The 13,122-nt window shown below is 66.4% G+C and carries 7 protein-coding genes and 3 pseudogenes; 7 read left to right on the forward strand and 3 right to left on the reverse strand.

The features are described from left to right. Positions 1 to 308: 308 nt before the first annotated feature. Positions 309 to 1,148, reverse strand: coding sequence for an acetylglutamate kinase (argB, locus tag HK436_RS05015; RefSeq protein WP_173189940.1), 840 nt, complete (start codon positions 1,146 to 1,148; stop codon positions 309 to 311). Positions 1,149 to 1,284: 136 nt separating this feature from the next. Continuing rightward, positions 1,285 to 2,028 carry a ZIP family metal transporter gene (locus HK436_RS05020; RefSeq protein WP_173187827.1) on the reverse strand — a complete coding sequence of 248 codons (744 nt, stop codon included), beginning with the start codon at positions 2,026 to 2,028 and terminating at the stop codon, positions 1,285 to 1,287. 125 nt (positions 2,029 to 2,153) lie between these two features. On the opposite strand from HK436_RS05020, the gene HK436_RS05025 reads away from it, so the two are divergent. Next, positions 2,154 to 3,575 carry an MATE family efflux transporter gene (locus HK436_RS05025; RefSeq protein WP_376769126.1) on the forward strand — a complete coding sequence of 474 codons (1,422 nt, stop codon included), beginning with the start codon at positions 2,154 to 2,156 and terminating at the stop codon, positions 3,573 to 3,575. On the opposite strand, the gene HK436_RS05030 is transcribed toward HK436_RS05025, so the two are convergent. Beyond that, a complete protein-coding gene (locus HK436_RS05030; protein WP_244648538.1) occupies positions 3,565 to 4,524 on the reverse strand; it encodes a GntR family transcriptional regulator in 960 nt (319 codons plus the stop codon). The genes HK436_RS05025 and HK436_RS05030 overlap by 11 nt on opposite strands. 164 nt (positions 4,525 to 4,688) lie before the next feature. Here HK436_RS05030 and HK436_RS05035 point away from each other — a divergent pair, with 164 nt between their 5' ends. The 6 genes and pseudogenes from HK436_RS05035 to HK436_RS31125 form a co-directional block, all read left to right on the forward strand. Continuing rightward, the gene (locus HK436_RS05035) at positions 4,689 to 5,855 is read left to right on the forward strand and encodes a C45 family autoproteolytic acyltransferase/hydrolase (RefSeq protein ID WP_244648540.1); all 1,167 of its coding nucleotides are present in this window, start codon (positions 4,689 to 4,691) and stop codon (positions 5,853 to 5,855) included. A gap of 2 nt (positions 5,856 to 5,857) precedes the next feature. Further along, entirely contained in the window at positions 5,858 to 6,802 is a 945-nt protein-coding gene (locus HK436_RS05040) for an ABC transporter permease (protein WP_173187829.1), read from the forward strand. Between the two features lie 56 nt (positions 6,803 to 6,858). Beyond that, positions 6,859 to 7,596, forward strand: a pseudogene (locus HK436_RS05045) (ABC transporter permease); the annotation flags it as partial. 21 nt (positions 7,597 to 7,617) lie between these two features. After that, a pseudogene (locus tag HK436_RS05055) lies at positions 7,618 to 9,264 on the forward strand (dipeptide ABC transporter ATP-binding protein). Between the two features lie 13 nt (positions 9,265 to 9,277). Then, entirely contained in the window at positions 9,278 to 10,147 is an 870-nt protein-coding gene (locus HK436_RS05060) for an alpha/beta hydrolase family protein (RefSeq protein WP_173187831.1), read from the forward strand. 254 nt (positions 10,148 to 10,401) lie between these two features. After that, a pseudogene (locus HK436_RS31125) lies at positions 10,402 to 13,113 on the forward strand (amidase family protein); the annotation flags it as partial. Between the last annotated feature and the right edge of the window lie 9 nt (positions 13,114 to 13,122).

Consider the following 13,122-nt stretch of genomic DNA (forward strand, 5'->3'; position numbering starts at 1 on the left):
GTTGCCTGAGACGGCGCTGTGTGGCCGTCATCGACAGAAGCTTCATCGAAATTCGCGATCCGTCGTCTGCAAAATGGGTCGATTGCAGGAAACTGCCGGAAAACCGGGTGCGGAATCGACTGAAAGAGGGGGCTGGTAAAGCGCCTCCGGCGGCCCATTTTTGCGGCCGAGCTATCGCGGGCCAAGCATCATTTCTGATGCCCGGCCTGCGCGGGAATCGCTTGAGGCCAATTCGGCGACATCCGGCACGTGTTCATCCGGAGCGTGTATCCGCTCGCCGGCTGGCTCTATCTGACCGTTGAGGCGGCCTACGGCACGATCAGCGTGCCGGCGCCGTGGTGCGTGAAGAGTTCGAGCAGCACCGCGTGCGGCGCCTTGCCGTTGAGGATGACCACCCCTTCGACGCCGCGTTCGATCGCCTCGATGCAGGTCTCGACCTTGGGAATCATGCCCCCGGAGATCGTGCCGTCGGCGATCAGCGAGCGGGCCTCGCCCACCGTCAGCTCGTCGATCAGCTTCTTGTCCTTGTCGAGCACGCCCGGCACGTCGGTCAGGAACAGCAGACGCGAGGCGCTCAGCGCACCCGCGATGGCGCCGGCGAATGTGTCGGCGTTGATGTTGTAGGTGTGGCCATCGCGGCCCGGCGCCACCGGCGCGATCACCGGGATCATCTCCGAGCGGGCGAGCAGGTCCAGAAGCGTGCGGTCGACCTCGACCGGCTCCCCGACGAAGCCGAGATCGAGCACGCGCTCGATGTTGCTGTCGGGGTCCTTGATGGTCTTGTGCGCCTTTTCGGCAAACACCATGTTGCCGTCCTTGCCGCACAGGCCGATCGCCCATTCGCCCTCGGCGTTGATGAGCGCAACGATCTCCTTGTTGATCGATCCGGCCAGCACCATCTCGACGATCTCGACCGTCTTGCGGTCGGTCACGCGCAGGCCGCCCTCGAACTTGGATTCGATGCCCATCTTGTTCAGCATCGCGCCGATCTGCGGCCCACCGCCATGCACGACGATAGGGTTTACCCCGGATTGCTTGAGCAGCGCAATGTCGCGGGCGAAGGCCTGGCCGAGCTCGGCATCGCCCATGGCGTGGCCGCCATATTTCACCACGACGGTCTTGTTCTCGTAGCGTTGCATGTAGGGCAGCGCTGCCGAAAGAAGGCGCGCCTGCTCTTCGCGGTGGCAAGCTGGTCCGTCGTCATGGAGGAAACCTCGGGATTGCTGGGCATTTCGGTCGGCGGCGTCTTAGCCGCAAACGCGACCCCGCGCAAATGGTTCGCCGTCAGCCGAAGGCATGCGAAAGCATGAAGGCGCAGACGAAACCCGCCGCCGTGATCAACCCGGCGAAATCATGCGCCGTATCGAAGGCTTCCGGGATCATCGTGTCGGCGATCATCGCCAGCATCGCGCCGGCGGCGACGCCCTGCGCAATGGCCACGTAATGCGGCGGCGCGCCGGCGAAGAGATGGAAACCCGCCACGGCACCGATGCCGCACAGAATGGCGATGCCGCTCCACAGGCCGAACACGAAGCGGCGCGACAGGCCCGATGCTTTCATGCCCGCCGAACTCGACATGCCTTCCGGCACGTTGGACAGGAAGATGGCGATCACCACCGGCAGCGAGACGCCTTCTCCGTCGAGCAGGCTCAGCCCGATCACCATCGATTCGGGAATGCCGTCGAAGACCGAGCCGAGCGCGATCGCCATGGCCGCCGTCGCGGGTGCCGCGGCGGACGCCGAGGAGCGTTTGCGGCCGCCGGCATCGCGCCGGGCGAGGTAGAGCGCGCCGAGCGTGAAAGCCATCGCCCCGACCATGAAGCCGGTGGCCGAGGCGGCGATACCGCCCTTGGCGGCAGCGTCATCCATCAGGTCGAACGCGATAGCTGAGATAAGCACGCCGCTGCCGAAGGCCATGACGGCGGCGACAATGCGCGGGCTCGGCCGCGCGAACCAGCCGATCGCGGCTCCGACCAGCAGCGCGCTCCCGCCGAAAAGTCCCCAGCCCAATGCCGTCAACGCACCCACAAATCGATCCCCCTGCGCGGTGGTCAAAACGCTACAGCCACGGCACGACAAGGGCAACATCGCTGCGCCAACCGATGGCGCGGCGTGGTTCTGGCAATGTCCGCCGCCTCGGCTATTGAGCCGAAATGTCAAAAACCCCCACCATAGGGCGCGTTGCCGCGCAGACGCCGTGGCGCGCGGAGTTCCGCGCCATGCTGGCGCTCGCCTGGCCGATGATCCTGACCAATCTCGGCCAGACCGCGATGACGGCAACCGACGTCATGATGATGGGCCGGCTGGGCCCGGAGTCTCTTGCCGCCGGAACGCTCGGCGCGAACCTCTATTTCGCGCCGATGATGTTCGGCCTTGGGCTGATCCTCGCCGTCTCGCCGATGATCGCCTTCGAGCTCGGTCGCAAGCGCCATTCCGTGCGCGATGTACGCCGCACCGTCCGGCAGGGCTTCTGGGTCGCGCTGTGCGTGGCCGTGCCGGTGTGGGTGCTCCTGTGGCACACGGAGGCGATCCTCGTCGCCATGGGGCAGGACCCGGCGCTGGCGGCGGAAGCCGGCCGTTACGTGCGCGTGATGCAGTGGGCGATCCTGCCCTTCTACTGCTTCATCGTGCTGCGCTCCTTTATTTCCGCGCTCGAACGGCCCGGCTGGGCGCTGGTGATCGTCTTTGCCGCCGTCGGCTTCAACGTGCTGTGCAACTGGGCGCTGATGTTCGGCAATCTGGGCTTTCCGGCGCTCGGCATCGTCGGCGCGGGTGCCGCCACTACGCTGTCGAGCCTGCTGATGTTCGGCGGGCTGGCGCTGGCCGTGTCGCTCGACCGGCGCTTCCGCCGCTACCGGCTTTTCGGGCGCTTCTGGCGTTCCGACTGGCCGCGTTTCCGTCAGTTGCTGCGGCTCGGCCTGCCAATCGCGGGCATCATCACCTTCGAGGTCAGCATCTTCAACGCCGCAGCGCTTATCATGGGCTTGATCGACGCCGTGTCGCTGGCCGCCCACGCCATCGCCATCCAGATCGCCTCGATCTCGTTCATGGTGCCGATGGGCGTGTCGCAGGCCGCCACCGTGCGCGTCGGCCGCGCCTATGGCGCCGGCGACCGGGACGGCGTGACGCGCGCCGGCTGGACGGCCTTCGTCATGGGTGTGGCGTTCATGGCCTGCATGGCGGCGCTGATGTTGTTCGCGCCGTACCTTTTGATCCGCGCTTTTATCAACCTGTCGGATCCGGCCAACGCACCGGTGATAGGACTGGCGGTCACCTTCCTGGCGCTTGCCGCGATGTTCCAGATCGTCGACGGGGCGCAGGCCGTGGCCGGCGGCATGCTGCGCGGCTTGCAGGATACGACGGTGCCGATGGTCTATGCGGCGATCGGCTATTGGGGCGTGGGGCTGACGCTCGGCGTGTGGCTCGCCTTCCCCGGCGGGCTCGACGGCGTCGGCATCTGGATCGGGCTGTCGAGCGGCCTTGCGGTGGTCGCCGTGCTGCTTCTGGCCCGCTGGCTGCGCCGCGACCGGCTGATGGCGTCTGCCCCCGTGCCGACCGTCGCAGTCAGTCCATAGGCAGCGACGTTTCCCGCCCTTCGTCGGATACGTCCTGGCTCGCCCGCGAAATGTGCCGATTGAGCAGTGCGGCCGCGAATTTGTAGTCGCCGGAAGCGATCGCCTCCAGAATGCCGAGATGGTCCTTGCAGGCCTCGTCGAGCCGGCGCTTGCTCAGCTTGGAGAAGTCGCTCAACTCGGTCATCCGCCGCAGGCTGTTCTGGCGCTGCAGGCTCTGCACCAGGAACCGGTTGCCCGACCACGATACGATGGTCTCGTGGAACCTCGCATTGGCGCTGAACCAGTCGACGCGGCTGATCTCGTGGATGGGGCGATCGAGGATACCGCGCTGGTCGCGTTCGAGCGTCTTGATCTGCGCCTCGTCGGGCCGGTAGTTCGGCACCAGCAGCGCGCCGCATTCGACGATCAGACGGAACTGGTAGCTCTCGTCGACGGCCTCGTCGGTGACGAGGCATTCGGCGAAGCGCCAGCCATGGCCGGCCCGGCGGCTGGCGATGCCCTCGTCGGACATGCGCATGAGCGCACGCCGCACCGCCCCTCGCGTCGCGCCGAACTGCTCGACCAGCTCCGTTTCCGAGACCTCCTCCGCGATCTCGCCGGTCGCGCGGGCGCTCATCAGGCGGTCATAGAGGCTCTGGCTTTCGGAGGGCGGCACCATGCCCTGGATGCTCTCGCCCGAGGCAAGCGCCCGCACGAGCTGGAAGCCCCTGCTGCCGTTCTGTTCGAGAAGCCCCTGCGCGGTCAGTGCCTGCAACACCTGGCGGACTGGGGTGCGCGAGACGCCGAACTCCCGAGCCAGCGCCGAATCGGAAACCTTCTCCTTGGCCGCCCAACGCCCTTCGGAAATCAGCGCCAGGACCTTGCGTGCGATCTCGGCCTGAAGGCTGCTGAGCGCGGCGGGTTGCTGCAAATCGTTCGGGGAAACCTGCATCGGGCCTCTGGTCGTCATGCCATCTCGGGCAATCGATTGCGACTTTGCATCATCATGACAGGTGGCCGCAGCTTGTTCAAACGCATAATAAATAGGCATAAAACGAATTTCACTCAAGAACGTATGGACATATGTTTTCTGTATCGATAAAGAACATTTTGTGACGTGCCTGTGGAGTGCCAATGCCGGTCGAACCCTTTCCCTTCATCACCGTTTCGGGCGGCGCCTTCGAGCGCGGCCGGCAATACGGCATGCTGCTGGCATCGCGCATCCGGCGCAGCGCCGACCTGTACGGCGGCTCGCTCCATAAGCTTGGCCTTCCCGCAGAGCGCAAGGCAGCCCTGATCCAGAGCTATGCCGACTGCATCGCCGAATTCGACGAGAGCTACATCGAGGAAATGCGCGGTATAGCCGAAGGCTCGGACGTCGCCTTCGAAGACATCGTGATGATCAATGCGCGTACCGAGATCGTCGCCTCGGCGCGGGCCGAGTTGAACAAGCCCGAGCCCGACGAGCCCGATGACGGCTGCACCTGCGCCCTCATCATGCCGGAGCGCAGCAGCACCGGACACCTGATCCACGGCCAGAACTGGGACTGGCGGGTGGAATGCGCCGAGACCGGCGTGGTGCTGCGGGTGCGGCAGGAGAACGGGCCGGACTTCGTCACCTTCGTCGAGGCCGGCGGGCTTGCGCGCAGCGGCTTCAACGCCGCCGGCACGGCAATCACCGCCAACTATCTGGAGTGCGAGCGCGACTTCACCCAGCGCGGCGTGCCGCTCGGCGCGATCCGGCGCAAGGTGCTGCAGAACGAGCATTTCGCCCGCGCCATCAAGGTCGTGGCGACGACGCCGAAGTCCTGCTCCAACAACATCATGATCTCGACGTCTGCCGGCTTCGGCATCGACTTCGAGTGCGCGCCGGACGAATCCTTCCCGCTCTATCCCGAGGACGGGCTGCTGGTGCATGCAAACCACTGGGTGAGCCCGGTGGCGCTCTCCAAGCTGCGCGACACCGGCATTCCCTATGTGCCGGAAAGCTTCTACCGCGACTGGCGCGTGCGCCGCCTGCTGGAGGAGCGCGGCCCCCTACTCGGCCGCGCCGACCTGAAGGCCGCGCTGTTCGACGACTTCCTCACGCCGTTTTCGGTCTGCCGGCCGCCGCGCGAGAACGAGGCGAGCAACATTTCGACCACTGTCGCCATGGTCGTGATCGACTCGTCCAAGGGGTTCATGGAGATCGCAGCCCTTCCGGCGCTCAACCGCGAGTTCCGGACATACGCGCTGGACGACGACGCGCTGCTGCCGGCGGACGCCGGGGCGCCGGCCATCCCGGCATCGGCGGAGAACTGACGGTGCTGCGCTTCGCCATAGGCCGCATAGCGATGGCGATCCCGACGCTGATCATGGTCGGCGTCACGGTGTTCATTCTGGTGCGCATCATTCCCGGCGATCCGGCGTCGCTGATGCTGGGCGATGTCGGCGATGCGGCGGCGCTAGCAGCGCTTCGCGAAAGGCTCGGACTCGACCGCAGCCTGCCGGAGCAGTTCGTGATCTGGGCGGGCCTGCTGCTGCAGGGCGACATGGGCACATCCATCGCCACCGGCCAGCCAGTGCTGCAGACCATCATAGCGCGCTTCCTTATCAGCCTGCAGGTGGTGGTGCCTGCCGTGATCCTTTCCACGCTTGTGGCCGTGCCGATGGGCATGCTGGCGGCATGGCGGCAGAACAAGACAAGCGACATCGCCCTCGTCACATCTGCGACGCTGCTGATGTCGATCCCCACCTTCTGGATGGGCATGCTGATGCTGCTCCTGTTCGGACTGAAGCTCGGATGGCTGCCGATCGTCGGCTATGTCAGCTTCTCGGAAAGCGTTCGCGGCGCTGCCCTCTACCTCGTCCTACCGATCTTCACGCTGTTCCTGCATGAGGTCGGCGTGATCCTGCGCATGGCGCGCGCCTCCACGCTGGAAGTCCTCGGCCTCGACTACATCACCCACGCCCGCGCCAAGGGTCTGCCCGAGAGTACCGTGATGTGGCGCCACGCCTTCCGCAACGCCTTCGGGCCGACATGGACGCTGCTCGGCCTCATCCTCGGCAATCTTCTGGCCGGCGTCGCCATCATCGAGACCGTGTTCACGATCCCCGGCCTCGGCCGGCTGCTGGTCGACGCAATCTTTGCCCGCGACTACCCCGTCATCCAGGGCTGCCTGCTGTTCATCGCCGGCATCTACGTGCTGGTGAACCTCGTCGTCGACCTGCTCTATCCGATCTTCGACCCGCGGGTGACGGCGCAATGAGAACCTATCCGCCAAACCTCGTCATCGGGCTCGCGCTCACGGGCATCATCGTCGTCATGGCGGTCATGGGCGTAGTCTGGACGCCTTACGACCCGGTCGCCATGAACTTCACCGCCCGTCTCGCGCCGCCGAGCTGGAGCCACTGGCTCGGCACCGACGAGTTCGGCCGCGACCAGCTCAGCCGGTTGATGACCGGCGCCGCCGCAAGCGTGAAGATCTCGGTGCTGACGGTGACGCTCGCGATCTCGGCGGGCACTGCGATTGGCATCGTCAGCGGCTTTCTGCGCGGCTGGTCCGACCGCATCATCATGTCGCTCAACGACGTACTGCTCGCCTTTCCGGGCCTGCTTTTCGCGCTTGGCCTGCTCGCCGTGCTCGGCGCCAACGAAACCGGCATCATCCTGGCGCTGGGCCTCGTCTACATGTCTTCCGTGGTGCGCGTCGTGCGCGGCACAGTGCTCAGCCTGCGCGAACGGGAGTTTGTCGAAGCCTCCCACGTCATGGGCAACTCCCTCGGCTACACGATGCGGCGCCATATCCTGCCCAACTGCATTGCGCCGCTGACCGTGCTCGCGACGTCGATGTGCGGCTGGGCGCTGCTGGCGGAAAGCGCGCTCAGCTTCCTCGGCCTGGGCGTCGCGCCGCCGGCACCGACCTGGGGCAACATGCTGGCCGGCAGCCGCGCCTTTCTCGACCAGGCTGTCTGGCTGGTGACCTTCCCCGGCCTCACCATCTCCATGGCTCTTCTCGGCATCAATCTTCTGGGCGACGCGCTGCGTGACCGGCTCGACCCCCCGCATGAGGAGGCGCGTCCTGTGACCCAGCCACTCCTCGAAGTCAGCAACGTCACGCTCGGCATCGGCCGAGCCGGCCCAAAGATCGTGAAGGATGCGAGCCTGTCGATCGCACCGGGGAGATCGTCGGCATCGTCGGCGAATCGGGTTCGGGCAAGACCATGCTCGGCCGCGCGATCCTCGGGCTCTCGCCGGCACCCGTCGGTCTGGTCTCCGGCGACATCCGCTTCAAGGGCCGCTCGCTGGGCGAGCTCGACGATGCCGGTCTGCGGGCAATGCGCGGCAGCGGCGTGACCATGGTCTTTCAGGAGCCCATGACCTCGCTCAACCCGTCGATGCGCATCGGCCAGCAGCTCGACGAAGGACTTGCGTTGCACGGCGGCATCGGGCGCAGGGAGCGCAAGGCCCGCATCCTAGACATGCTCGGGCGGGTTGGCATCGCCGACGGCGAGCGCGCGCTTTCGGCCTACCCGCACGAGTTCTCCGGCGGCATGCGCCAGCATCATGATCGCCAGCGCCATGCTGATGCGACCGGCACTGCTGGTGGCGGATGAACCGACCACCGCGCTTGACGCCGTCACGCAGCGCGACGTCATGGACCTGCTTGTCGGCCTGACGCGCGAACACGGCACGGCCGTCATCCTCATCAGCCACGACCTGCCGATGGTCGCCCGGTACAGCGACCGGATCCTCGTCATGCAGACGGGCGAGATCGTCGAGGCGGGCAAGACCGCCGAGCTGCTGGTCGCGCCGAAACACGATTATACGAAGAAGCTGCTCGCGTCGCTGCCGGTACGCGCGCCGGCACGCGCTACGCCGGAGAACGCGCCGATCGTGTCGGTCGAACATCTCAAGGTCGATTTCCCGGTTCGAGCCGGGCTGTTCGGCCGGCGCGGCGTCAAGCATGCGGTGCGCGACGTCAATCTGGAAATCCGCCCGGGCGAGGTGCTCGCGGTGGTCGGCGGGTCCGGCTCCGGCAAGACGACGCTGGCGCGCGTGATCGCCGGCCTGACGCGGCATCAGGGCGGACGGGTGCTCTTCAACGGTCACGGCATCGAGGCCGGCGCGCCCGACTATGCCGATTACCGCCGCAACTGCCAGATGGTCTTCCAGGACCCGTTCTCGTCGCTCGATCCGCGCATGAAGGTCGGCGCGCTGGTGGCCGAGGGGCTGCGCGCGCTGCCTGACGTGCCGGCCTCGCACTACGCGCGCCGCGTCGAGGAGGCGCTGACCAACGTGGCGCTGGACCCGTCCTTCGCCAGACGCTTCCCGCACGAGCTTTCCGGCGGCCAGCGCCAGCGCGTAGCGATCGCGCGCGCGCTCATCCGCCGGCCCTCCTTCGTCATCGCCGACGAGGCGGTCTCTGCACTGGATGTCACTGTCCGCGCGCAGGTGCTGCGGCTCCTGGCCGACCTGCAATCGAAGTTCGGTTTCGCCTGCCTCTTCATCACCCACGATCTCGCCGTCGTCGAGCAGATCGCCGACCGCGTCATAGTCATGCATGAGGGGCGCATCGTCGAGGAAGGCACGCGCGACGCCATCCTGGATACGCCGCGCCACGCCTATACGCGCCGGCTGCTCAACGCGATCCCGATCCTCGAGACCACGCCAGCCGGCGGCGTCGAATTGCGCTGGCGCAACGAACCAGCCGCCGCCGATGCCACCTGAAGGAGATCGATCCATGTCGAACGCCACAGTCACGCCCAAACCGCCGAAGCGCGAGGGCCACGGCATCAATCTCAGCTTCTATGATTTCGGGCCGACGCCGTTCTTCGCCAGCCAGTACGACCAGCGTTTCAGCTACTGCCTGTATGTCCCGCAGGACTACAGCGAGACCGACGGCAAGCAGTACGACCTCGCCGTCATCGTCCACGGCACCGGCCGCACGGCCGCGCAGTATCGCGACCGCTTCGCAGACTTCGCCGAAAAGCACGGCTGCATCATCCTGGCGCCGCTGTTTCCGGTCGGCATCGTCGAGCCCGGCGAACTCGCCAACTACAAGCGCATCGAGTTCCACGGCATCCGCTACGACCTCGTGCTTCTGTCGATGGTCGACGAGGTCTGCGCCAAGTACCGCATCCGCGATGGCGGCTTCATGATGTACGGCTATTCCGGTGGCGGCCAGTTCTGCCAACGCTTCTTCATGCTGCATCCGCAGCGCCTTCGAGCCGTCTCCATCGGCGCGCCGGGCGTGGTGACGCTGCTCAACCGGGACTACGACTGGTGGGTCGGCGTGCGCGACCTGAAAGCCCGCTTCGGCATCGAGATCGACCTGGAGGCGATGCGCAAGGTCAAGGTCCAGACGCTGATCGGCGGCGCCGACGACGCAACCTGGGAAATCACCATCCCGCGCGAAAGCAAATTGTGGATGGACGGCGCCGACCTTCAGGGCGCCAACCGTCTGGAGCGCATCGCCGCACTTGCCGATTCCTTCGAGGCCCATGGCATCGCGGTGCGCCGCGACATCGTTCCGGGCGTCGCCCACTCGCCGTTCGAGATGGTCGATCCGGCCGAAGACTTCTTCACCAGCATCGTCACCGCAGCCCGCTGAGTGGCGCAATCACAAACAATGGGAGCCTGAGCATGAAACCTTTCGGAATATCCTTCCTGACATCGCTCGCCGCGAGCCTTCTGGTCTCGACTGCGCCGCTGGCCGCGCAAGATGCGGACACGCTGCGCGTGGCAATCCACTCCGACATCGCCAGCACCAATCCGGGCGTCAACCGCGACGCCAATTCGGACATGGTGATGCTGCACGTCGTCGAGGGCCTCGTCGGCTTCTCCGACGACCTGTCCATCAAGCCGATGCTGGCCGAGGAATGGTCGGTCAGCGAGGGCGGCAAGGTCTACGATTTCCGCCTGCGCGAGGGCGTACCGTTCCACGACGGCAAGACGCTGACGGCGCAGGACGTGGTGTGGAACTTCGAGCGCTACCTCGATCCCGAGACGGCCTTCCAGTGCGCGGCCCGCTACAATGGCGGCATCGGCCCGAAGCTTGAGACGGTCGAGGCGCTTGACGACACGACCGTGCGCTTCACCTTCTCCGAGCCGACGTCCAACTTCCTCATCACCATGGCGACCGTCCAGTGCACGCCGTGGATTCTCAGCCCCTCCTCGGTCGATGAGAGCGGCGCCTTCGTCAAGCCGGTGGGCACCGGCCCCTACAGCTTCGACACGCTGGAGAGCGGCCGCTATCTCGATATCGTGCGCTTCGACGACTATGCCGCGCTGCCGGGCGCGCCCGACGGCAATGTCGGGAACAAGAAGGCCAGCGTCGAGCGCATCCGCTTCATGACGGTGCCCGATGCCAGCACGCGGGCCAACGGCCTGCAGTCCGGCGAGATCGACGTCATCGACGAGGTCGAGCCGACGCTGGTCGAGACGCTGCGCGCCCGCGACATCACCGTAGACATTCAGCCGACACCGGCGATGATGACGCTGCAGATCCAGACCGCCGCGCCGGCGCTGGAAGACGTCCGCATGCGTCAGGCGATCGCACATGCCATCGACCTCAAGCAGCTTTCCGAAGCGCTTGGCGGCGAGTTCTATCGCCCGAACCCATCGGTCATCGCCGAAGGCACCTACTATTACGACGACTCCGCCGCCACCTGGCCGGCATACGACGTGGAAAAGGCGCGCGCTCTGGCCACTGAAGCCGGCTACAATGGCGAACCGCTCTCCATCCTCGTCGCCAATCGCCAGAACCGCGTACAGGTCGCGACGATCGTGCAGGCGATGCTCTCTTCGGCCGGCATCAACGTCAATCTCGACGTGCGCGACTGGGCGACGCAGCTCGAGCAGTACCGCGCCGGCAATTACGAACTGGCCGTCTTTGCCTACTCGGCCCGTCTTGATCCGCTCCTGAGCTTCCAGTCCTTCATCGGCGACAAGTCGGTCGAGCCCACCCGCATGTGGGACGATCCGAAGGCGGAGGAGCTGCTCGAAAAGGTTCAGACCCTGCAGGAGCCGGCAGAACGCAAGGCGGTCTTCTCCGAACTGGAACGAGATGGGCAAGCAGGTGCCGATCCTCGGCCTGTTCAACCTGTCGAACGTCACTGCGCTGTCGTCGTCCGTGAAGGGTTATTCCGGCTGGCTCGGCGGCTCCCACCGCTTCTGGGCGGTGACCAAGGACGCCGAGTAGACTGCGAAGGACTGGCCGATATGCGTGCTTCCGAATTCGACTATGCAACAAGCGACGCGATCGGCCTTTCCGAAGCCATTCGGGCGGGGGTGCTGAGCCCGGACGAAGCCGTCAGCGAGGCCTTTGCTGCTATCGACCGGGCCAATCCCCGCCTCAACGCCGTCGTCTTGCGCATGGAAGACGAGGCGCGCGAACAGCTACGCCGCCTGCCGCAGGATGCGCCGCTGCGTGGCGTTCCGACCCTGCTCAAGGACGACTGCCCGTCCTATGCGGGTGCGCCGATGTCCTTTGGCTGCCGGGCGGCGGGTGGCAACGTCTCCGACAGCGACCACGAGATCGTTACTCGCTACCGCGCGGCCGGGCTGGTCGTGGTCGGCAAGACCAACCTCCCGGAATTTTCCTGCAACGTCGCGACCGAATCCTCCCTCCACGGGCCGGCGCTCAACCCGTGGAACACGCAGCGGAGCATCGGCGGTTCGTCGGGCGGTGCGGCAGCGGCGGTCACCGCCGGCATGGTGCCCACGGCCTACGCCAATGACGGCGCGGGCTCGATCAGGATACCGGCGTCCTGCGCCGGCCTGTTCGGCTTCCGGCCGTCACGCGGCCGCGTGCCCTGCGGTCCGGTTTCGACCGAGAACTGGGGCGGCCTCGTCAGCCACCATGCGCTGACCCGCAGCGTGCGCGACTCGGCGCTGCTCCTCGACCTGACCGACGCGCCGGAGCCGGGCGCGCTCTATGCCGCGCCCGCCAAGGATGGCTCCTATCTGGCCGCTGCGGGAAGCGGGCCGCGACGGCTCCGCATCGGGCTCGTCGCGCAATCGGGCCTGCAGACGCAGCCGGAACCGGAGATCGCCGATGCGCTGGACGAAGCGGCGGAGCGGTTGCGGGGCCTCGGGCACACGATCGTGCCGGTTACATTCGCCCACGACGCCGGCGCGCTGAAGGATGCGCTGACGAAACTAATCGCGACCTACACTGCCATTGAGGTGGACGACGTCGCCGGCGCCTTCGGCAAGCCCGCCGACGACGATAATTTCGAGCCCGTCAATCTAGGGCTCGCAGCGTTCGGCCGCGAGCTTGGCGCGACCGAGGTGCTGAGCGCCCGAAATACGGCCAACGCGACGGCCCGCGCTTTCGGTCGGCTGTTCGCCGAGGTCGACGTCATCATGGCGCCGGTAATGCCGAACCTGCCTTTGCCGCTCGGCGCGCTCGACGTGCGCAGCGCCGACTGGCGCGGCTTCGTCGACCTTCTGATGGACGTCACCGCCTTCACCCACCCCGCCAATGCTGCCGGCATACCGGCCATGAGCGTGCCGATGGCGCAGAGCGCGGACGGCCTGCCTATCGGCATCCAGTTCATGGGCCCGCTCGGCGGCGAGGGCCTG

The sequence above is a fragment of the Neoaquamicrobium sediminum genome (assembly GCF_013240295.1).
GTDB classification, from domain to species: Bacteria; Pseudomonadota; Alphaproteobacteria; order Rhizobiales; family Rhizobiaceae; genus Aerobium; species Aerobium sediminum.

Coding starts and splice junctions, on each gene's coding strand:
- HK436_RS05025 (WP_376769126.1), top strand. CDS start 2,154: ATGTCAAAAACCCCCACCATAGGGCGCGTTGCCGCGCAGACGCCGTGG.
- HK436_RS05030 (WP_244648538.1), bottom strand. CDS start 4,524: ATGACGACCAGAGGCCCGATGCAGGTTTCCCCGAACGATTTGCAGCAA.
- HK436_RS05035 (WP_244648540.1), top strand. CDS start 4,689: ATGCCGGTCGAACCCTTTCCCTTCATCACCGTTTCGGGCGGCGCCTTC.
- HK436_RS05060 (WP_173187831.1), top strand. CDS start 9,278: ATGTCGAACGCCACAGTCACGCCCAAACCGCCGAAGCGCGAGGGCCAC.